The organism is Streptomyces sp. JN8, assembly GCF_055808075.1.
The window spans coordinates 7,019,634-7,040,423 of the sequence record NZ_CM147852.1 but is presented as its reverse complement, the minus strand read 5'-3'; the positions used below and the strand labels follow the sequence as shown (position 1 = coordinate 7,040,423).

Sequence of the window (20,790 nt, the reverse complement as noted above, 5' to 3'; positions counted from 1 at the left end):
CGTGAAGTCCTTCCGCCTGTCCACCGCGGCACTGCTCGTGCCGCTCGCGCTCCTCGCCTCCGCCTGCTCCGGCGCCTCCGCGGCCGGCTCGTCCTCGAACTCCGACGGCAAGGGCTCCCTGGTCCTGAACGTAGGCGACCAGAAGGGCGGGTCCGAGGCCCTGCTGCGGGCCGCCGGCGAACTCGACGACCTCCCGTACCGGATCACCTGGTCGACGTTCACCTCGGGACCACCCCTCCTGGAGGCGGTCAACGCCAAGGCCGTCGACATCGGATCGGTCGGCAACACGCCACCGGTGTTCGCCGCGGGCGCCGACTCGAAGATCACGGTCGTCGCCGCCACCCACGGCGACTCCGCGGGCGAGGCGATCCTCGTCCCGAAGAACTCGCCCGTGCGCTCCGTGGCGGACCTGCGGGGCAAGCGGGTCGCCGTCGCCCAGGGCAGCTCCGCCCACTTCCAGCTCGTCGCCTCGCTCGGCAGGGCCGGCCTGAAGCCGGGCGACGTCCGGGTGTCGCTGCTCCAACCGGCCGACGCCCTGGCCGCGTTCACCAGCGGCAAGGTGGAGGCCTGGGCGACCTGGGACCCGTACACCTCGCAGGTGCTGCTGAGCGGCAAGGGCCGGGTCCTCGCCGACGGGCGCGGGCTCACCAACGGCCTCGGCTTCCAGGTCGCCGCTCCCTCGGCGCTCGCGGACCCCGAGAAGGCGAAGGCCATCGGTGACTTCGTCGAGCGCCTGCGGCGCGCCCAGGACTGGGTGTTCGAGCACCCCGAGGCCTGGGCGAAGGTCTGGGCGAAGGAGACCGGACTGCCCTACGAGGTGGCACTGGCGGCCGTGAAGCGCAGCAACGGCACCCGCATCGCGGTCGCCCTCGACGACGCGGCCGTCGCCTCCGAGCAGAAGATCGCCGACACCTTCGCCGCCCTCAAGCTCATCCCCCGCACGTTCCGCTTCGCCGACTACGTCGACACCCGCTTCAACAAGAACCTGCCGCCGTCCACCACCCCGGCGCGCAGCTACGGAAAGGCCTCCTCGTGACCGTCCACCTGAACTGGTTCCTGCCCACCGGCGGCGACGGCCGGACCCTCGTCGACCGGCACGCCTACACGGACGGCGGGATCACCCGCGACCGCGCCGTGTCCGGGGTGCGGGCGCCCGACATCGACTACCTGATCCAGATCGCCAAGGCGGCCGAACAGCTGGGCTTCGAAGCCGTGCTGACCCCGACCGGCACGTGGTGCGAGGACGCCTGGCTCACGACGGTGGCGCTCGCCCAGCACACCGAGCGGCTCAAGTTCCTGGTGGCGTTCCGGCCGGGGGTGATCTCGCCGGTGCTCGCGGCCCAGATGGCGTCCACGTACCAGCGGATCACCCGCGGCAGGCTCCTGCTGAACGTGGTGACCGGCGGGGACTCGGCCGAGCAGCGCCGCTTCGGCGACCACCTGGACCACGACCGGCGGTACGCGCGCACGGCGGAGTTCCTGTCGGTCGTGCGGGGCGCCTGGAGCGGCCGGCCCTTCGACTACGAGGGCGAGCACTTCCGGATCGAGGGCGGGCTCACGGCGCTGCCGCCGGACCCGCTGCCCGAGATCTTCTTCGGCGGCTCCTCCGCCGCCGCGGGCCCGGTGGCCGCCGAACACGCCGACGTGTACCTGACCTGGGGCGAGCCCCCGTGGCAGGTCAAGGAGAAGATCGACTGGATCCGGGAGCTCGCGGCGGAGCGCGGCCGCACGGTCCGCTTCGGGATCCGGCTCCACACGATCTCCCGCGACTCGTCGCGCGAGGCCTGGGCGACGGCCGACCGGCTCCTCTCCGATCTCGACGCCGAGACGGTCGCCGCCGCGCAGCAGGTCCTGAGCCGCAGCGAGTCGGTCGGCCAGCAGCGGATGCTGGCCCTGCACGAGGGCGGCTCCCTGGGCCGCGACCGGCTGGAGATCTCGCCGAACCTGTGGGCCGGGGTCGGGCTCGTGCGGGGCGGGGCCGGCACCGCGCTGGTCGGCAGCCACGCCGAGGTCGCGGACCGGATCGAGGAGTACCACGACCTGGGCGTGGAGCACTTCGTCCTGTCCGGCTACCCCCATCTGGAGGAGGCGTACTGGTTCGGCGAGGGGGTGCGGCCGGAGCTGGCCGCGCGCGGTCTGCTGCCGACGGCCGTCCCCTCCCCGCTCCTCGGGGTCCCGGCCGCGAACGGCCGGCCGGCCTCCGCGCCGGGCGGCGCCCCGCTGCTCGTGGCGGGCGGGCGGTAGCCGGCAGCCGGCTCACCGGGCGACGAGCCGGGGCGGGGGTGCGGGGAAGATCCGCGCCCCCGCCCCTGTTGGTAGAACCGTGAACGATGACCGGGTCGAAGAGGCAGGGGGCACGGCGGCGCGGCCGCCGAGGCCGGTGGACGTCGTCGTCATCGGCGCGGGGCAGGCCGGACTCTCGGCCGCCTTCCACCTGCGGCGCGGCGGCCTGGAACCGGACCGGGACTTCGTCGTCCTCGACCACGCCCCGCGGCCCGGCGGCGCCTGGCAGTTCCGCTGGCCCTCGCTCACGTACGGCAAGGTCCACGGGATGCACGCGCTGCCCGGCATGGAACTCACCGGCGCCGACCCCGCCCGGCCCTCGTCCGAGGTGATCGGCGGATACTTCGACGCGTACGAGCAGACCTTCGACCTGCGGATCCACCGCCCCGTGGACGTCACGGCCGTACGGGACGGCGAGGCGGGGCGGCTCCTCGTCGAGACCTCCGAGGGGACGTACGCGGCCCGTGCCCTGATCAACGCCACCGGCACCTGGGACCGCCCGTTCTGGCCGCGCTATCCGGGCCAGGAGACCTTCCGCGGGCGTCAGCTGCACACCGCGGGCTACCCCGGTCCCGAGGCGTTCACCGGTCTGCGGGTCCTCGTCGTCGGCGGCGGGGCCTCGGGCACCCAGCACCTCATGGAGATCGCGGACGTCGCCGCCGACACCTTCTGGGTGACCCGGCGCGAGCCGGTCTGGCGCGAGGGGCCGTTCGGGGAGACGGAGGGGCGGGCCGCCGTGGCGCTGGTGGAGGAGCGGGTGCGGCGGGGCCTGCCCCCGAAGAGCGTCGTCTCGGTCACCGGACTCCCCCTGAACGACGCGATCCGCGCGGCCCGCGCGCGCGGGATCCTCGACCGCCTCCCGATGTTCGACCGGATCACGCCGACCGGGGTGGCCTGGGACGACGGGCGGACCGTCGACGTGGACGTGATCCTCTGGGCGACCGGCTTCCGGGCCGCGATCGACCATCTCACCCCGCTGCGGCTGCGCGAGCCGGGCGGCGGCATCCGGGTGGAGGGCACCCGCGCCGTCCGGGACGAGCGCGTCCACCTGGTGGGGTACGGCCCCTCGGCGTCGACGATCGGCGCCAACCGGGCCGGGCGGGCGGCGGTCTCGGACGTACGGCGTCTGCTGCGCCGCGAGACGGCGGCCGGGCCGGCCGTCCCGGCGACGCCTCCGGCGGTCCCGGCCCCGACCCCTCCGACGGCCTTCCCCGGGGGCGCCGTGGCACCCGCTCCGGCGACGGCCGCCGGCTGAACCCCGCTCAGCCCTTCTCGGCGCCCCGGTTGGCGTTGAACTCGGCGACGTTCGCCCGGTGGACCGCGTAGTCGGCGGTGAACCGGGTGTCCCCGGGCGCCACCGTCACGAAGTAGAGCCAGTCCCCGTCCGCCGGGCGGACCACCGCGTCCATGGCCTGGTCCCCCGGATTGCCGATGGGAGTAGGCGGCAGGCCCTTGCGCGCGTAGGTGTTGTAGGGGCTCCGGAGACGGGTGTCCTCCCGCGAGGTGTCCACCGTGCTCCGGCCGAGGGCGTAGTTGAGGGTCGAGTCCATCTGCAGGGCCATGCCCCGGGCCAGCCGGTTGTGGACGACCCGGGCGACCTTGGCCATGTCCTCCGGGTTGTCGGCCTCGGCCTGGACGATGCTGGCCGCGATCACCGTCTCGTACACGCTCATGCCGTGCGCCCGCGCCCCCTCGGCGATCCGGGCGGTCCCGAAGCGCTTCCCCGCCGTGTCCACCATGAAGCGGAGCAGCTCCTCCGGGGTGGTGGCGTCGAGCACGGGATACGTGGCGGGGAAGAGGTAGCCCTCGGGGTTCCCGCCGGCGGCCGCCGGCAGCGGGAGGGCGGTGGCGGACGCGGTCGCGGTCGTGCGGGCGGTGCCCCGGGACAGGCCGAGCGCCCGGTCGACGGCGGTGTAGACCTGGCCGGCCCGCCAGCCCTCGGGGACGAGGAAGGCACGGGGCTGCTCGGCGGGCGGTTCGTCCCGCGTCAGGAGCAGCGGCAGGGTGACGCCCGCGGCCACCGCGACGAGGACTCCGAGGACGAGCGCCAGGCGGCCGCGGCGGGTGAGCCGGGGGCGGCGGCGGGACGGCCGGAGACGGGTGCGGAGGGAGGGGCGGCGGCGTGGGGGTGCGTACGGGGACGGCGGCCGGTACGTCATGGCCGCACGCTAACCCGGCGCGGACGGGAATCCCGGGAGGCCGTGCACACGGCGGCGCCGCCGGTCCCCTGGGACGGGGGACCGGCGGCGCCGGGCACTGCGATCGTCAGACGAGCCAGCCCAGGAAGTGGAGGACGCCGGCGAGCAGGTTGGTGATGACGTTCATGGTGGTGCTTCTCCTCGTACAGGTGCACCGTGGGACCGGTGCGTGATCGGGACCGCGCGGTGACGTTCTGCAGCCCGTCGATCGCGCACCGCAATCATCCGACGCCGTACGTGCCTGGGGCAACGAATTCCGGAGCGATCACACGTTCTGGGGAACAACCGCTCCCACGTTCGCCTGTTCGGCACCGACCCCGGATCCGGCCCCGGTCGCCGTTCCGGCCCCGGTCGCCGCGCCGGCGCTCCGGGCGTCCCGCCTCACGAGGGCCGCGTACTTCCCGTCCAGGGCGAGCAGCTCGTCGTGCGTGCCGCGCTCCGCGATCCGGCCCGCGTCGAGGACGACGATCTGGTCGGCGTCGCGCACGGTGGAGAGCCGGTGGGCGATGGTGACGGTGGTCCGGCCGGCGGACAGGGAGTCGATGGCCTGCTGCACGGCGTGCTCCGTGCGGGTGTCGAGGGCGCTGGTGGCCTCGTCGAGGATGAGGACGGGCGGGTCGCGCAGGATGGTGCGGGCGATGGCGAGGCGCTGCTTCTCGCCGCCCGAGAAGCGGTAGCCGCGCTCGCCGACCAGGGTGTCGTACCCCTCGGGCAGCGAGGCGATGTGGTCGTGGATCTGGGCGGCGCGGGCGGCGGCCTCGATCTCCTCGTCGGTCGCGTCGGGCTTGGCGAAGCGGAGGTTGTCGGCGACCGAGGCGTGGAAGAGGTACGTCTCCTGGGAGACGACGCCGACCGCGCGGGCGAGGGTGTCGAAGTCGAGGTCGCGCACGTCGACCCCGTCGAGGGTGACGCGGCCGCCGGTGACGTCGTACAGCCGCGGCACCAGGTAGCTGAGGGTGGACTTCCCGGAGCCGGTGGGGCCGACGACGGCCAGGCTGCCCCCGGCGGGCACGGTCAGGTCGACGGCGTCGAGGGTGGGCCGTCCGGTGCCCTCCGGGTCGTAGCGGAACTCCACCTTCTCGAACGCGACCTCGCCGCGGATCTCGGGGAGGCGGACGGGCTCGGCGGGCTCCGTGATGTCCACGGGCAGGTCGAGGTACTCGAAGATGCGCTGGAAGAGCGCGAGGGAGGTCTGCATCTGCACGCCGGTGGAGAGCAGGCTGACGGCGGGGCGGAAGAGGCCCTGCTGGAGCGAGACGAAGGCGACGAGGGTGCCGAGCGAGATCGCGGCGCCGCCGGAGCCCAGGGCGATGCCGGCGGCCCAGTAGATCAGGGCGGGCATGGCCGCCATGACGATGCCGATGGTGGACATCCGCCACCGCCCGGCCATGGAGGAGCGCACCTCCAGGTCGACGAGGCGCTCGGACTCCTCGGCGAAGGACGCGGTGAGGGAGTCGGCGCGGCCCATGGTGCGGCCGAGCAGGATGCCGCTGACCGAGAGGGACTCGGTGACGGTCGCGGCCATGGCGGCCATCTGCTTCTGGCGCTGGGTGGTGATGCGCTTGCGCTCGTTGCCGACGCGCCGGCTGATCCACACGAAGACGGGGAGCAGGAGCAGCGAGACGAGGGTGAGCCGCCAGTCGAGGGCGACCATCGCGGCGACGGTGGCGACGACCGCGGTGAGGTTGGAGACGAGGGAGGTGGCGGTGGAGGTCACGGTGGCCTGCATGCCGCCGATGTCGTTGGCGATGCGGGACTGGACCTCGCCGGTACGCGTGCGCGTGAAGAACGCGAGCGGCATCCGCTGGAGCTGCTCGTAGACCCCGGTGCGCAGGTCGTGCATGACGCGCTGGCCGACGGTGGTGGAGATCAGGGTCTGGAGCACGCCGAAGACGCTGGTCAGCACCGCGGTGGCGATCATGCCGAGGGCGAGCAGGCTGAGCAGCCCGGTGCGCCCCTGGGGGATGGCGGTGTCGAGGATCTCCTTGAGCAGGAACGGGGAGGCGACCGTGACCAGCGAGGCGGCGCCGACCAGGAGGCCGACGAGTACCAGGCGGGCGCGGTAGGGGCGGAAGAGCCGCAGGATGCGCCGCAGCTGCGCGGGCTCCTTCGGCTGGCCGGGGTCGCGCGGCGGGGGCGTCCAGTCGGACTGGTCGTGGGGGCGCATGGGCTCCTTCGGGGGTTCGGCGACGTCGTCGAGAGCTTAGCTCATTGTTACCTATGCTCACAATGAACGAGGTCCTGATATTGTTCCCGCATGAGCACCTCCGCCGTTCCGACCGGCTCCGGCCGTTCGGGGGAACCCGACACCGAGGGCGCCGACGGCCTCCTCGCCGAGCAGCTGCTGCGCCTGACCCGGCGCCTGCACCGGATCCAGAAGCGCCACCTGGAGCCGGTCGGCATCACACCCGCCCAGTCCAGGCTGCTCCGCACGGTCGCGCACTTCGGGGAGCCGCCCCGGATGGCCGACCTCGCCGCCCGCCTGGAGGTCGTCCCGCGCGCGGTGACCAGTCTGGTCGACGGTCTGGAGGCCGTCGACCGGGTGCGACGGGTGCCCGATCCGAGCAACCGCCGGGTCGTGCGGATCGAGCTCACGGACGCGGGCCGCGCCACGCTGCGGGAGCTGCGCAGCGCGCGCCGGGCGGCCGCAGAGGACATCCTTGCTCCATTGACCGCCGCACAGCGCGAGGCACTCGGAGGTCTCCTGTCCGCCCTGGTCGACCCCGGCCCGGAGGGCGGCTGCTGACCCCGGGCACGCGGACGCGCGAAGGGGAGCCGTGACATGCCGCTGTTCGAGCCGAACCCGCAGGCCCTCCGCCCCGGCGCGCACCGGAGTCCGTCCCCGGACCGCGTGCCGGAGCTCCAGGCGCGGGGGACGCCGAGGCGGCTGCGCGAGGAGCTCACCGAGCTCCTCGGCCCCGAGAAGGTGCTCTCGAAGATCTCGGACCTCGTGCGGTACGCCTCCGACGCCAGCCCCTACCGCTTCGTCCCGCAGGCCGTGGTGGTCGCCGAGGACATCGACGACATCTCCACGATCCTCTCGTACGCCCACGGCAAGGGCCGCGAAGTGGTCTTCCGGGCCGCCGGGACCAGTCTCAACGGCCAGGCGCAGGGCGAGGACATCCTGGTCGACGTCCGCCGCCACTGGGCCGGCGTCGAGGTCCTGGACGGCGGTGCGCGGGCCCGGATCCGCCCCGGCACCACCGTCGTGCGCGCCAACGCCGCCCTCGCCCCGCACGGACGGGTCCTGGGTCCCGACCCGGCCAGCGCGATCGCCTGCACGATCGGCGGAGTCGTCGCCAACAACGCCTCCGGCATGACGGCGGGCACCACCAGGAACTCGTACCGGACCGTCTCCTCGCTCACCTTCGTGCTGCCGAGCGGCACCGTGGTCGACACCGCCGACCCGGCCGCCGACGAGGAGCTCGCGCACGCCGAGCCGAGACTCTGCGCGGAGCTGATGCGGCTCAAGGCCGAGATCGAGGCGGACCCCGCGCTGACCGCGCGGATCCGCGCCAAGTACGCGATCAAGAACACCAACGGCTACCGGCTGGACGCCTTCCTCGACGGCGACACCCCGGTGCGCATCCTGCGGGGCCTCATGGTGGGCTCGGAGGGCACCTTCGGCTTCATCTCCGAGGTCGTCTTCGACACCCTGCCGCTGGACCGCGAGGTGTCCTCGGCCCTGCTGTTCTTCCCCTCGCTGCCGGCGGCGGCCGAGGCCGTGCCCCTCTTCAACGCGGCCGGCGCGCTGGCCGTCGAGCTCATGGACGGCAACACCCTGCGGGCCTCGGTGAGCGTGGCGGGCGTCCCGGCGGACTGGGCGGAGCTGCCCAAGGAGACGGCGGCCCTCCTCGTCGAGTTCCGCGCGCCCGACGCGGCGGCGCGGGAGGCGTACGAACGGGCGGCGGACGAGGTCCTCGCCGGTCTGCGCCTGGTGGCCCCGGTGGCCTCCGTGGAGAACGCCTTCACCACCGACCCGAAGCGGATCGCCGGCTACTGGAAGGCCCGCAAGGCCTTCGTGACGGCGGTCGGCGGCTCCCGGCCCTCCGGCACGACCCTGATCACCGAGGACTTCGCGGTGCCCCCGGCCCGGCTGGCGGAGGCCTGCCAGGCGCTGCTCGACCTGCAGGCGCGCCACGGCTTCGACGCCGCCGTCGCGGGCCACGCCGCGCACGGCAACCTCCACTTCCTGCTCGCCTTCGACGCGGCCGACCCGGCCGACGTCGAGCGCTACGCGGCCTTCATGGACGAGTTCTGCAAGCTCACCGTGGAGCGCTTCGACGGCTCCCTGAAGGCGGAGCACGCCACCGGCCGCAACATCGCCCCGTTCCTGGAGCTGGAGTGGGGGACCCAGGCGACCGACCTGATGTGGCGGGTCAAGGAGGCCATCGACCCCGACGGGGTGCTGGCCCCCCGGATCGTCCTGGACCGCGACCCGCACGCCCATCTGCGCGGCCTCAAGACGATCCCCGCCGTGGAGCGGATCGCCGATCCCTGCATCGAGTGCGGCTTCTGCGAACCGACCTGCCCCAGCCAGGACCTGACGACCACTCCGCGCCAGCGGATCGTGCTGCGCCGGGAGATGATGCGGCAGCGGGCCGGCTCCCCGGTGGAGGCCCGGCTCCTGGAGTCGTACGGGTACGACGCCGTCGACACCTGCGCCGGGGACTCCACCTGCAAGCTCGCCTGCCCGGTCGGCATCGACACGGGCGCGCTGATGAAGGAGTTCCGGCACGAGCGGCACAGTGCGCGCGAGGAGCGGGTGGCCGCCCTGGCCGCGAGGAACTTCCGGGCGGCGGAGGCCTCGGCGCGGCTCGCGGTCGCCGCCGCCGACCGGATCGGCGACCGGGTCCTGGCCTCGGTGACCGGCCTGGCCCGCCGGGCGGTCAGCCCGGACCTCGTCCCCGAGTGGCTGCCCGAGATCCCCGGAGCGGCGGCCCGGCGGCTGCCCCGCACCCACCGCCCCGCGGCCGTCGCCGTCTACTACCCCGCCTGTGTGAACCGGATCTTCGGCAATCCGGAGGGGATGCGCGGCCCCTCGCTGCCGGAGGCCGTGGTCGCGCTGTCGGCCCGCGCCGGGAGGCCGGTGTGGATCCCCGACGACGTGACCGGAACCTGCTGCGCCACCATCTGGCACTCGAAGGGGTACGAGCGGGGCAACGAGGTGATGGCGAACCGGATCGTGGAGGCGGCCTGGGGGTGGACCGCGGGCGGGACGCTGCCGCTCGTCGTGGACGCCTCCTCGTGCACCCTGGGCATCGCCCACGAGGTCGTGCCGTACCTGACGGAGGAGAACCGGGCGCTGCACGCCGGGATGACGGTGGTGGACTCGCTGGTGTGGGCGGCGGACGAGCTGCTCCCCCGGCTGGAGGTGCGCCGCCGGGTGGGCTCCGCCGTGGTCCATCCGACCTGTTCGATGCGGCATCTGGGCGACGAGGACCGGCTGGCGGAGCTGGCGCGGGCCTGCGCCGACGAGGTCGTCGTCCCCGCCGACGCGGGCTGCTGCGCCTTCGCGGGCGACCGGGGGATGCTGCACCCGGAGCTGACGGCCGCGGCGACGGCCCGGGAGGCCGCCGAGGTGACCGCCCGGCCCTTCGACGCGCACCTCTCGGCCAACCGGATGTGCGAGATCGGGATGGACCGGGCGACGGGCCGCGGTTACGGATCGGTGCTCCTCGCCCTGGAGCACGCGACCCGCCCCTGACGTCCCCCGGTTCCCGACGCCACCTGGTTCCGGGCGTCCCCCGGCGCCCGACGGCCCCTCGCCCTTCGCGGCGAGGGGCCCTTCGTACGTTCGGGTGAGGGTGGGCGCCCGGTGCGGCTCGGTGCGAGATCCGGAACATCACCCGTCGCAGGATGCGTGAGTCAGCCGTGCCACAGCTCCGGGAGGTTCCGTGAACGAGCAGCCACCGCACGAGCCGAGCCGCCGCAAGGTCCTCCGGGCCACCGCTGGCGCGGCCGGGACGGGACTCGCGCTCGGCGCCCTCGGCGCCCCGGCCGCGGAGGCGGCCACCCCGGGCGCCCCGGCCGCCGCGCCGGTCGCCGACCCCGCCGCCGGGCGGCGGCGCCTCGGGGCCACCATGGCGGGCGTCCCCTTCGAACGCCGCTCCACCGTCCGGGTCGGCATCGTCGGCTACGGCAACCGGGGCGCCGGCATGATCGGTCACTTCCTCTCGCTCCCCGGGGTCCGGGTGAACGCCGTCTGCGACCCCGTGCGCGACAAGGCCGAGAAGGCCGCCGCGGCGGTCGCGGCAGCGGGCCAGCCCGCCCCCGCCGTCTACGCGAACGGCGAGAACGACTTCGAGAAGCTCTGCGCCCGCACGGACCTCGACCTCGTGTACGTGGCCACCCCCTGGGAGACCCACTTCCCGATCGCCCGCGCGGCGATGCTGGGCGGCAAGCACGTCGGCGTGGAGTGCCCGGTCGCCATGCGGCTCGACGAACTCTGGGAACTCGTCGACCTGTCGGAGCAGACCCGCCGCCACTGCATGCAGCTGGAGAACTGCTGCTACGGCCGGAACGAGATGCGGGTGCTGCGGATGGCGCACGCCGGGAGGTTCGGCCGGCTGCTGCACGGGGCGGGGGCGTACAACCACGACCTGCGCGCCCTGATGTTCTCCCCCACGTACTACGAGGGCCCGTGGCGCCGGCGGTGGCACACGCAGCTGAAGGGCGACCTCTACCCCAACCACGGCTTCGGCCCCGTCGCCATGTACATGGACATCAACCGGGGCGACCGGGCGGTGAGCATCAGCAGCTTCGGCACCCCGGCGCTGGGGCTCGCCGAGTACCGCCGCGAGCACGTGCCGTCCGGCGACCCCAGCTGGAAGGAGACGTACGTCGGGAGCGACCGGACGATCAGCCTGGTCCAGACGGCCCTGGGCCGGGTCATCCGCCTGGAGCACGACGTCTCCACCCCGCACCCGTACAGCAGGGTGAACAGTCTGGGCGGCACCCGGGGCGTCTTCGAGGACTACCCGGCCCGGATCTACCTGGAGCCGGACCACACGGACGACCAGTGGGCCGACTTCTCGGCATACGCGGCCGAGTTCGACCACTGGCTCTGGAAGGAGCACGCCGACCCGCCGGGCGCCCACGGCGGCATGGACTACCTCATGGTCTACCGCCTGATGCAGTGCATGCGGCTCGGGCTGCCGCCGGACTTCGACGTCTACGACGCCGCCACCTGGACGGCTCCCGTGCCGCTCAGCCACGCCTCGATCAACGCGCAGGGCGCGCCGCAGGAGATCCCCGACTTCACGCGCGGCGCATGGCAGCGGGCCCGCTCGGGCGTGGACTCGGTGAAGCCCGCCTGACGGGCGGGGTGACCGGTCCCGTCGCACGCTGGGGTGCCCGGCCTCCGCGGCCGGGCACCGGCCGGGGTCAGCAGCGGCGCAGGTCCCGGGTGACCGTTCCCTGAACGGTCGTCAGGCTCCGGTCGTAGCAGCCCCCGGAGCCGTACAGCCGGTAGCGCTCGCGCGTGGTGCCGACCGCGTGGCGCTGGTCGCGCGGGACCCCGGTGGTGTACGTGGCGTCCCCGGTGTACGTGTCGTCGAGCCGCGACCAGGACAGGCGGCGGCCGTCGCGCAGGACGGCGGTGTCGGCGCGGTCCCCGAGGGTGAGGACGGTCCGCAGCCGGTCGCCCGCGCCGACGGTGGTCTCGCCGTCCATGGTGTACGTCCGGTCGGTGCGGGTGGCGGTCCGGCCGCGGGTCACGGTCTCGCGGTCGGTCCAGCGCGCGGTGAGGGCGTCCGGGTTCTCGCCCTCGCCCCAGCGGTGCACGGAGCGGTGGGCGACGGTCCGGTCGACGGTGGTGTCGACGCGCCCGTGCGAGGTGTTCAGGTGGCCGGCGACGGTGAGCCGGTGCCCGGCTTCGGTGTCGAGCCGGTGGAGGGCGTCGCCGGTGGCGGGCGTGTGGACGGAGGAGCCGCGCGGCGGGGTCTCCTCGTGGCGGTCGAGGGCCCCGGTGACGACCCGGCTGCCCTCGTCCTGCCAGAGGAGCACGTTGGCGGGGATGGACCAGCCCGACTGCCCGGCCGGGACGCCGGCCACGGAGACCTCCACGCGGTGCGCGCGGCCGTCGTTGAGGACGGCGGCGAAGGGCGTCAGGTCGTAGACGATCGGCTGGACGTCGAAGGCGCGCGGGCCGGGGACGACGTACCAGAGGAAGGGGTTCGACCAGCCCCCGGTCCAGACCGTGGGGAAGGGCGCGGCGATGCCGGCGAGGCGTCCGTCGACGGAGACCCGCACCTCCCGGTGCGGTCCGCCGGTGGCGTGGCAGGAGTAGGGGGCGGCGTCGGGGACGGAGAGGTACCAGTACTCCTCGCAGCCGCCGCCGGAGCCGGTGGCGTAGACCTCGGCGAGGACGCGCTCGGTGTTGCGCGGGGTGGTGAGGGTGGCGCCGGCGAGGGGGATCACCCGGTCGGGCGTACCGGCGGCCGGTTTCACCCGGCCCCGCGCGGTGTGGAAGGTGAGGGTGACGCGGACGTCGAGGACGCCCGTGTAGGTCTCGTTCACGACATTGCCGATGAGCATCTCGACGGCGCCGGGACGGCTGAGGGTGTCGCGGTACCGGGTGACGTCCTTCTCCACGGACCAGGCGATGCCCTCGGGCGAGGGCTGGGGCGTGGAGGTGCGGAGGATCTCCACGCCCCCGACGCCGAGGTGGCCGAGGCGGTCGTACTGGCGGCCCTTGACGCTCCCCTCCAGGCGCAGGACGACCTTGTTCCAGCGCGTGCCGCACTCCTTCGGAGGGGTGTAACTCCCCTGGTAGGGCGTGAAGTCCCGGAACTCGGCGGCGGCGAGGAGGACCTCGCAGCTACGGGTGCCGGGGGTCTCCACGGGCGGGGCGGCGGTGACCGGGTCGTGCCAGTCGCCGGTGAACTCGGCCGGGGGCGTCGGGCCGTGCGGACCGTCGGCGGCGGCCTGCGCGGGGGCGGCGAGGAGCACGCCCGCGGCGAGGACCAGACCGCTGAGCATGCTCATGATCTTGAGTGGTCTCATGGGGCCGGAGTGAAGCGCGCCCGCCCCCGTGCGGTCCAGAGGACGATGAGCGGACATGGCGCGATCTGTTCGCCCCTGTGGAAAATCGATTGCCGCTCCCGGGGGAAGACGCGAACCTTGCACCGCTTTCCCCCGCCGTCGCACCCCCTCGGCGCGCGTTCCCCCAGACCAGACCCGGAGACCCTGGGACGCCATGCAGATTCGAGACCTTCCCTTCGCCGACCCAGGGGTCCCCGATGTCCGCTCGGGCACCCGGTTCCTCGTGTGGCTCGGCCGTCAGCAGCTCGGCGGGCAGGTGAAGTCCATGCTGTGGGGGCTCCTGCACCACCTGGGCATCGCCGGACTGCCCCTCGGCATGGGCATCGCCGTGCAGTCGGTGGTGGACCGCGACGGCGGGCGCCTCGGACTCGCCGGAGTGCTGCTGGTGGTCCTGGGCGCCGCGATCTCGGTGGGTGACGTGATGCTGCACCGCACCGCCGTCACCAACTGGATCACGGCCGCGGCCCGGGTCCAGCAGCTCCTCTCCCGCAAGACCGCCGAACTGGGCTCGCTCCTGACCCGGCGGGTCGCCGCCGGCGAGGTCGTCGCCGTGTCCACCGGCGACGTCGAGAAGATCGGCTGGTTCGTCGAGGCCCTGTCGAGGTTCGCCGCGGGCGCCGTCGTCCTGGTCGTCATCTGCGCCGGCCTCGTCGTCTACCAGCCCGCCCTCGGCGTCGTGGTGGCCGTCGGCATCCCGATCCTCGCCCTCGCCGTCCTGCCGCTGCTCCCCCGCGCCACGCGCCGGGCCGACCTCCAGCGGGAGAAGGCGGGACGGGCCACCGAGCTGGCCTCCGACACCGTCGCCGGGCTCCGCGTGCTGCGCGGCATCGGCGGCGAGGACCTGTTCCTCGGCCGTTACCGCGCCGCCTCCCAGGAGGTCCGCACGGCGGCCGTGCACAGCGCGCGCATGTGGGCGCTGATCTCCGCGATCCAGGTCGTGCTGCCGGGCATCCTGCTCATCGTCGTGGTCGCGTACGGCGCCCGCCTCGCCCTCGACGGGCGGATCACGGTAGGGGAACTGGTCACGGTCTACAGCGCGGTCGCCCTGACCTACCACCCGCTGCGCAACTTCGAGGAGATCGCCATGGCCTTCTCCTTCTCCCGGCCGTCCGCGAAGCGGGCCGCCCGGGTCCTGGCGCTGAACCGCACGACCGGCCCCGCCACGGCGGCGGACGGGGCCGAGGAGCCGACCGGTGACCTCTACGACCCGCTGACCGGACTGCTCGCTCCGGCCGGGCGGTTCACGGCGGTCGTCTGCGGCGACCCGGACGTGGCCGGGCGGCTGGCCGACCGGCTCGGCGGGCACCCGGCGGACCCGGGCGGCGACCACACCTCGGTGCTGCTCGGCGGGGTCCCCCTCGACGAGCTGTCGCTGGACACCGCCCGCACGGCGGTGCTCGTCCAGGACAAGGACCCGGTCCTGCTCTCGGGCACCCTCCGGGAGCTCCTGGACGTGCCCCGCTCCGGCGCGGTGGCGCCGGACCGGGCCCTGGCCGCCGCCGAGTGCGGCGACGTCCTCGACGCGCTGGCCCAGGCGTCCGCGGACTCCGACGGCGACCCGATGCGCACCCGCATCACCGAGCGGGGCCGGTCGCTCTCGGGCGGCCAGCGCCAGCGGCTCGCCCTCGCCCGGTCGCTGGTCACCGACCCGGAGGTGCTGGTCCTCGACGAGCCCACCTCGGCGGTCGACGCGCACACCGAGGCCCGGGTGGCCGGCGGCGTCGGCGCCCTGCGGGCGGGCCGGACCACGGTGGTCCTGGCCTCCTCGCCGCTGCTCCTGGACCGCGCCGACCGGGTCGTCCTGGTCCACGAGGGCCAGGCGGTCGCCGTCGGCACCCACCGCGAACTGCTCGCCCGTGAGCCCCGCTACCGCGCGGTCGTCACCCGCGAGACCGACGAGGAGCGGGCCGTGCCGGCCCCGGCCGGCGCGCTCGACGCGACCGACGCACTCGAAGCACTGGAAGGGGAATCGGCATGATCGGCCTGGCGCCTCCGGAGTACGACCCGGCGGCCCCGACGACGGCGACGACACTGCCCGTCGCCGCCCACGCGACCGTCCGCGACTACGCCCGCGGTCTGCTGCGCCGCCACCGCCGGGCGTTCTCCCTGCTCGTCGGGGTGAACGCGGTCGCGGTGATCGCCTCGATGGCCGGCCCGTACCTGCTGGGCTCGGTGGTCGACCGGCTGGCCTCGGGGGCGCGCGACCTCCATCTGGAGCGCACGGTCGCCCTGTTCGCGGTCGCGCTGCTCGTCCAGACCGTCTTCGTCCGGCTGGTCCGGCTGCGCGGGGCCATGCTCGGCGAGGAGATGCTGGCCGACCTGCGGGAGGACTTCCTGGTCCGTGCGGTCGGCCTGCCGCCGGGCGTCCTGGAGCGGGCCGGCACCGGCGACCTCCTCTCCCGGATCACGACCGACGTGGACCGGCTGTCCAACGCGATGCGCGAGGCCGTGCCCCAGCTGGCCATCGGCGTGGTGTGGGCGGGACTGCTGCTCGGCGGCCTCGCCGTCACGGCGCCGCCGCTCGCACTCGCCGCGCTGGTCGCGGCGCCCCTGCTCGTCGTGGTCTCCCGCTGGTACTTCCGGCGGGCGCCGGCCGCCTACCGCTCGGAGTCCGCGGGGTACGCCGCGGTGGCCGCCGCCCTGGCCGAGACGGTCGACGCGGGCCGCACGGTCGAGTCGCACCGGCTCGGCGCGCGCCGGATCGCCCTGTCGGACCGGCGCATCTCGGAGTGGGTGGCCTGGGAGCGGTACACGCTCTTCCTCCGCTCGGTGCTGTTCCCCGCGGTCAACCTCACCCATGTGACGGTGCTGTGCGCGGTGCTGCTGTTCGGCGGTGTCTTCGTCCTCCAGGGCTGGATCGACGTCGGTCAGCTGACGACGGGCGCGCTGCTGTCCCAGATGCTGGTCGATCCGATCGGCATCGTGCTCCGCTGGTACGACGAGCTCCAGGTCGCGCAGGTGTCCCTGGCCCGGCTGGTCGGTGTCCGCGACATCGAGCCGGAGGCGGGCGACGCAGAGGTGCGGCCCGAGGGCCGGGCCGTCCGGGCCGACGACGTCCGGTTCGGCTACCGCGAGGGCGTCGACGTCCTGCACGAGGTGTCCCTGAAGGTGGCGCCCGGCACCCGGCTGGCCCTCGTCGGTCCGTCCGGCGCCGGCAAGTCCACCCTCGGCCGGCTCCTCGCGGGCATCTACGGGCCGCGGACCGGTTCGGTCACCCTCGGCGCGGCCGAGCTGTCGCGGATGCCGGCCGAGCGGGTGCGCGAGCACGTGGCCCTGGTGAACCAGGAGCACCACGTGTTCGTGGGCTCGCTCCGGGACAACCTGCTGCTGGCCCGGACGGGCGCCTCGGACGCCGAGCTGTGGGCCGCGCTCGCCGCGGTGGACGCGGAGTCCTGGGCGCGCGGGCTGGACGAGGGGCTGGACACCGAGGTCGGCTCGGGCGGCCGTGCGACGACCCCGGCGCAGGCCCAGCAGATCGCCCTGGCCCGGCTCGTCCTGGCCGATCCGCACACCCTGGTCCTGGACGAGGCGACCTCGCTGCTCGACCCGCGGGCGGCCCGGCACCTGGAGCGCTCCCTGGGCCGCGTCCTGGACGGGCGGACGGTCGTGGCCATCGCGCACCGGCTGCACACCGCGCACGACGCGGACCTGATCGCGGTGGTCGAGTCCGGCCGGATCAGCGAACTGGGCAGCCACGCCGAACTCGTCGCGGCGGACGGGGCGTACGCCGCGCTGTGGCGGTCGTGGCACGGCTGACGTACGGGGAGGGACAAGGGGAGGGGCCGCGCCGGAGCACCGGCGCGGCCCCTCCCCCGTGCGCTAGATGAACCCGAGCGCGGCGGCGCCGCCCACCCCGCCGAGCAGCATGAACGCCGGCATCAGGACCTTCAGCTCCACCCAGCTGCCGGCCCGGAAGCGCATGGCCTTGGGCGGGCCGACCGGGTACCAGCGCTTCCGGCCCACCGGGATCGGCCACAGGATCGGGCAGCCGGAGACGGTCAGCGCGTCGCCGATGTCGTGGACCAGGGCGCCGAGCAGGATCGGGAGCCCCAGCCACAGGTACTCCTGGCCGGGGGCGGTGAAGAACCAGTCCGCACCGTTGCCCGGCTGGTCGAGGACGCCCGCCAGGATCCACGCGCTGGTCGCGCCGAGCAGCCAGACCAGGACGTCGCTCGACATCCGGGCGGCCCGCCACAGCAGGCCCTCCACGGCGAGCACCAGGTGGACGAAGAGGATCGCGAGGACCGCCCAGCGGCCGCCGGTGACGGCGGCGGCGGACGCGCCGCCGCCGATCAGGACCGCCCAGAGCCAGGTGTGGGTGAGGGTCCGGTGCCCGCCCGACCTGCGCGGGTCGGTGGTGGAGCGGGTCGCCTTGTAGACGGCGTAGGACAGCTTGTCGACGATCTCGCACAGGGCCTTCGAGACCGGTCCGAAGGCGCGCGAGATCGTCGCCGACTTGTGGTCCAGGTCGGGGGCGAGGGCCGCCCCCGCGCAGATGAGCGCGCCGACGACGAGAACCGGCCACGGCATCGGTCGGTCGTAGGCGGCCGCGGCCGCTCCGACACCCAGCCAGGCCGCCGCTCCGGACAGCGAGTGCGCCGGTCCCATCATGGTTGGCCCGCCCCGTTTCTCCCCTGCCGGCGCCCAGTTGACGACCGGTCGACGGACGAGCCTATCGCCCGTGATCTTCGTAGCGGTGGCCGGTTCCCTCATCCGGTCGGAATCCAGGCAAGATGGGGGTGTGACCCTTATCGATCAGCTGCCGCCGACCGCCGACCCCGACGCCCTCTTCGAGGCCTTCTCCTCCTGGGCCGAGGACCGGGGCATCACGCTCTACCCGGCCCAGGAAGAGGCGCTGATCGAGGTCGTCTCCGGGGCCAACGTGATCCTCTCCACCCCCACCGGATCGGGAAAGTCGCTGGTCGCGGCGGCTGCCCACTTCACCGCGCTCGCGAACGACCAGGTGACCTTCTACACCGCGCCGATCAAGGCGCTGGTGTCGGAGAAGTTCTTCGACCTGTGCAAGATCTTCGGCACCGAGAACGTCGGCATGCTGACCGGCGACGCCTCCGTGAACGCGGACGCGCCGGTGATCTGCTGTACGGCCGAGGTGCTCGCGTCGATCGCGCTGCGGGACGGCAAGTACGCCGACATCGGCCAGGTCGTCATGGACGAGTTCCACTTCTACGCCGAGCAGGACCGCGGCTGGGCGTGGCAGATCCCGATCCTGGAACTCCCCCAGGCGCAGTTCGTCCTCATGTCGGCGACGCTCGGCGACGTGTCGATGTTCGAGAAGGACCTGACCCGGCGCACGGGCCGGCCGACCTCGGTGGTCCGCTCGGCGACCCGGCCGGTGCCGCTCTCCTACTCGTACGTGCTCACCCCGATCACGGAGACCCTGACGGAGCTCCTGGAGACCAGGCAGGCGCCGGTCTACATCGTCCACTTCACGCAGGCGCAGGCCGTCGAGCGGGCGCAGTCGCTGATGAGCATCAACATGTGCACGCGCGAGGAGAAGGACAAGATCGCCGAGCTGATCGGCAACTTCCGCTTCACCACCAAGTTCGGCCAGAACCTCTCGCGTTACGTCCGCCACGGCATCGGCGTCCACCACGCGGGCATGCTGCCGAAGTACCGGCGGCTCGTCGAGAAGCTGGCGCAGGCCGGTCTCCTCAAGGTGATCTGCGGGACGGACACCCTCGGCGTGGGCGTGAACGTCCCGATCCGCACGGTGCTCTTCACCGCCCTCACGAAGTACGACGGCAACCGGGTCCGGACCCTGCGGGCCCGTGAGTTCCACCAGATCGCGGGCCGGGCCGGCCGGGCCGGCTTCGACACCGCCGGATACGTGGTCGCCCAGGCACCCGAGCACGTCATCGAGAACGAGAAGGCGCTCGCCAAGGCCGGCGACGACCCGAAGAAGCGCCGCAAGGTGGTCCGCAAGAAGGCGCCGGAGGGCTTCGTCGCCTGGAGCGACACCACCTTCGACCGGCTCATCGAGGCCGAGCCGGAGCCGCTGACCTCCCGCTTCAAGGTCACCAACATCATGCTGCTGTCGGTGATCGCCCGCCCGGGCAACGCCTTCGAGGCCATGCGCAAGCTCCTGGAGGACAACCACGAACCGCGCAAGGCCCAGCTGCGCCACATCCGCCGGGCCATCGCGATCTACCGCTCCCTTCTCGACGGCGGTGTCGTCGAGCAGTTGGACACCCCGGACGCCGAGGGCCGCACCATCCGCCTCACGGTCGACCTCCAGCAGGACTTCGCGCTGAACCAGCCCCTGTCGACGTTCGCGCTGGCCGCCTTCGACCTGCTCGACCCGGAATCGCCCTCGTACGCCCTGGACATGGTCTCGGTCGTCGAGTCCACCCTGGACGACCCCCGGCAGATCCTCGCCGCCATGCAGAACAAGGCCCGCGGCGAGGCCGTCGGGCAGATGAAGGCGGACGGCGTCGAGTACGAGGAGCGCATGGAGCGGCTCCAGGACATCTCGTACCCGAAGCCGCTGGAAGAGCTGCTCTGGCACGCGTACAACGTCTACCGGACCTCGCACCCGTGGGTCGGCGACCACCCGGTGTCGCCGAAGTCCGTCATCCGCGACATGTACGAACGGGCTCTGACCTTCACGGAGTTCACCTCCTGGTACGAGCTGGCGCGGACCGAGGGCATCGTGCTGCGCTACCTCGCGAGCGCGTACAAGGCGCTCGACCACACCATCCCCGACGACCTCAAGACCGAGGACCTGGAGGACCTGATCGCCTGGCTCGGCGAGATGGTCCGCCAGGTGGACTCCTCGCTGCTCGACGAGTGGGAGCAGCTGGCCAATCCGGAGATCCAGACCGCCGAGGAGGCCCAGGAGAAGGCCGACCAGGTCAAGCCGGTCACCGCCAACGCCCGTGCCTTCCGGGTCCTGGTGCGCAACGCGATGTTCCGCCGCGTGGAGCTGGCCGCCCTCGACAACCTGACCGCGCTCGGCGAGATGGACGCCGAGGCCGGCTGGGACGCGGACGCCTGGGGCGAGGCGATGGACGCCTACTGGGACGAGTACGACGACCTCGGGACGGGCCCGGACGCGCGCGGCCCGAAGCTGCTGGCCATCGAGGAGGACGCGGCCCACGGCCTGTGGCGCGTCCGGCAGACCTTCGCCGACCCGAACGACGACCACGACTGGGGCATCAGCGCGGAGGTGGATCTCGCGGCCTCCGACGAGGAGGGCCGCGCGGTCGTCCGCGTGACGTCCGTCGGACAGCTGTAGAGGAGAGAC

13 protein-coding genes are annotated in these 20,790 nt (G+C 73.7%); 9 read left to right on the top strand and 4 right to left on the bottom strand.

The genetic code is table 11. The annotated features are described in order from the left end of the window. Position 1 precedes the first annotated feature (1 nt). The 3 genes from ACY0MR_RS31165 to ACY0MR_RS31155 all read left to right on the top strand — a co-directional run bounded on the left by ACY0MR_RS31165 (position 2) and on the right by ACY0MR_RS31155 (position 3,538). Positions 2-1,036: an ABC transporter substrate-binding protein gene (locus ACY0MR_RS31165; protein WP_473556627.1), complete on the top strand. Its 1,035-nt coding sequence runs from the start codon at positions 2-4 to the stop codon at positions 1,034-1,036. Beyond that, entirely contained in the window at positions 1,033-2,244 is a 1,212-nt protein-coding gene (locus ACY0MR_RS31160) for an LLM class flavin-dependent oxidoreductase (RefSeq protein ID WP_388796313.1), read from the top strand. The genes ACY0MR_RS31165 and ACY0MR_RS31160 overlap by 4 nt, the downstream gene beginning before the upstream one ends. A 136-nt stretch (positions 2,245-2,380) precedes the next feature. Next, positions 2,381-3,538 carry an NAD(P)-binding domain-containing protein gene (locus ACY0MR_RS31155; RefSeq protein ID WP_404083666.1) on the top strand — a complete coding sequence of 386 codons (1,158 nt, stop codon included), beginning with the start codon at positions 2,381-2,383 and terminating at the stop codon, positions 3,536-3,538. A 7-nt stretch (positions 3,539-3,545) separates the two neighbouring features. On the opposite strand, the gene mltG is transcribed toward ACY0MR_RS31155, so the two are convergent. After that, positions 3,546-4,442 (bottom strand): endolytic transglycosylase MltG, encoded by an 897-nt coding sequence (gene mltG, locus ACY0MR_RS31150; protein WP_404082971.1) that lies wholly within the window; start codon positions 4,440-4,442, stop codon positions 3,546-3,548. A 304-nt stretch (positions 4,443-4,746) separates the two neighbouring features. Then, positions 4,747-6,648 carry an ABC transporter ATP-binding protein gene (locus tag ACY0MR_RS31145; RefSeq protein WP_473556624.1) on the bottom strand — a complete coding sequence of 634 codons (1,902 nt, stop codon included), beginning with the start codon at positions 6,646-6,648 and terminating at the stop codon, positions 4,747-4,749. A 90-nt stretch (positions 6,649-6,738) separates the two neighbouring features. Between ACY0MR_RS31145 and ACY0MR_RS31140 the strand changes: the two genes are divergently transcribed. From ACY0MR_RS31140 to ACY0MR_RS31130, 3 genes are all read left to right on the top strand, one after another. Further along, entirely contained in the window at positions 6,739-7,227 is a 489-nt protein-coding gene (locus tag ACY0MR_RS31140; protein WP_361861572.1) for a MarR family winged helix-turn-helix transcriptional regulator, read from the top strand. 36 nt (positions 7,228-7,263) lie between these two features. After that, the gene (locus tag ACY0MR_RS31135; protein ID WP_388796304.1) at positions 7,264-10,188 is read left to right on the top strand and encodes an FAD-binding and (Fe-S)-binding domain-containing protein; all 2,925 of its coding nucleotides are present in this window, start codon (positions 7,264-7,266) and stop codon (positions 10,186-10,188) included. A 190-nt stretch (positions 10,189-10,378) separates the two neighbouring features. Further along, complete coding sequence (locus ACY0MR_RS31130) at positions 10,379-11,800, top strand: Gfo/Idh/MocA family protein (protein ID WP_404082963.1); 1,422 nt, start codon at positions 10,379-10,381, stop codon at positions 11,798-11,800. A 67-nt stretch (positions 11,801-11,867) separates the two neighbouring features. Here ACY0MR_RS31130 and ACY0MR_RS31125 read toward each other — a convergent pair whose 3' ends face one another. Next, complete coding sequence (locus ACY0MR_RS31125) at positions 11,868-13,487, bottom strand: peptide-N4-asparagine amidase (RefSeq protein WP_473556620.1); 1,620 nt, start codon at positions 13,485-13,487, stop codon at positions 11,868-11,870. Between the two features lie 193 nt (positions 13,488-13,680). Here ACY0MR_RS31125 and ACY0MR_RS31120 point away from each other — a divergent pair, with 193 nt between their 5' ends. Together ACY0MR_RS31120 and ACY0MR_RS31115 are read left to right on the top strand one after the other, a co-directional pair. Continuing rightward, positions 13,681-15,504 (top strand): ABC transporter transmembrane domain-containing protein, encoded by a 1,824-nt coding sequence (locus ACY0MR_RS31120; protein WP_473556618.1) that lies wholly within the window; start codon positions 13,681-13,683, stop codon positions 15,502-15,504. Next, positions 15,501-17,282 carry an ABC transporter ATP-binding protein gene (locus ACY0MR_RS31115; RefSeq protein ID WP_388796292.1) on the top strand — a complete coding sequence of 594 codons (1,782 nt, stop codon included), beginning with the start codon at positions 15,501-15,503 and terminating at the stop codon, positions 17,280-17,282. Before ACY0MR_RS31120 ends, ACY0MR_RS31115 begins: the two co-directional genes overlap by 4 nt. Before the next feature lie 63 nt (positions 17,283-17,345). On the opposite strand, the gene ACY0MR_RS31110 is transcribed toward ACY0MR_RS31115, so the two are convergent. Next, on the bottom strand, positions 17,346-18,137 hold the full coding sequence (locus tag ACY0MR_RS31110) for a metal-dependent hydrolase (RefSeq protein ID WP_388804770.1): 792 nt from the start codon (positions 18,135-18,137) through the stop codon (positions 17,346-17,348). Positions 18,138-18,207: 70 nt separating this feature from the next. On the opposite strand from ACY0MR_RS31110, the gene ACY0MR_RS31105 reads away from it, so the two are divergent. Next, complete coding sequence (locus ACY0MR_RS31105) at positions 18,208-20,781, top strand: DEAD/DEAH box helicase (RefSeq protein ID WP_404086186.1); 2,574 nt, start codon at positions 18,208-18,210, stop codon at positions 20,779-20,781. Positions 20,782-20,790 lie beyond the last annotated feature (9 nt).

Coding starts and splice junctions, on each gene's coding strand:
- ACY0MR_RS31120 (WP_473556618.1), top strand. CDS start 13,681: ATGCAGATTCGAGACCTTCCCTTCGCCGACCCAGGGGTCCCCGATGTC.
- mltG (WP_404082971.1), bottom strand. CDS start 4,442: ATGACGTACCGGCCGCCGTCCCCGTACGCACCCCCACGCCGCCGCCCC.
- ACY0MR_RS31145 (WP_473556624.1), bottom strand. CDS start 6,648: ATGCGCCCCCACGACCAGTCCGACTGGACGCCCCCGCCGCGCGACCCC.
- ACY0MR_RS31140 (WP_361861572.1), top strand. CDS start 6,739: ATGAGCACCTCCGCCGTTCCGACCGGCTCCGGCCGTTCGGGGGAACCC.
- ACY0MR_RS31125 (WP_473556620.1), bottom strand. CDS start 13,487: ATGAGACCACTCAAGATCATGAGCATGCTCAGCGGTCTGGTCCTCGCC.
- ACY0MR_RS31115 (WP_388796292.1), top strand. CDS start 15,501: ATGATCGGCCTGGCGCCTCCGGAGTACGACCCGGCGGCCCCGACGACG.
- ACY0MR_RS31135 (WP_388796304.1), top strand. CDS start 7,264: ATGCCGCTGTTCGAGCCGAACCCGCAGGCCCTCCGCCCCGGCGCGCAC.
- ACY0MR_RS31110 (WP_388804770.1), bottom strand. CDS start 18,137: ATGATGGGACCGGCGCACTCGCTGTCCGGAGCGGCGGCCTGGCTGGGT.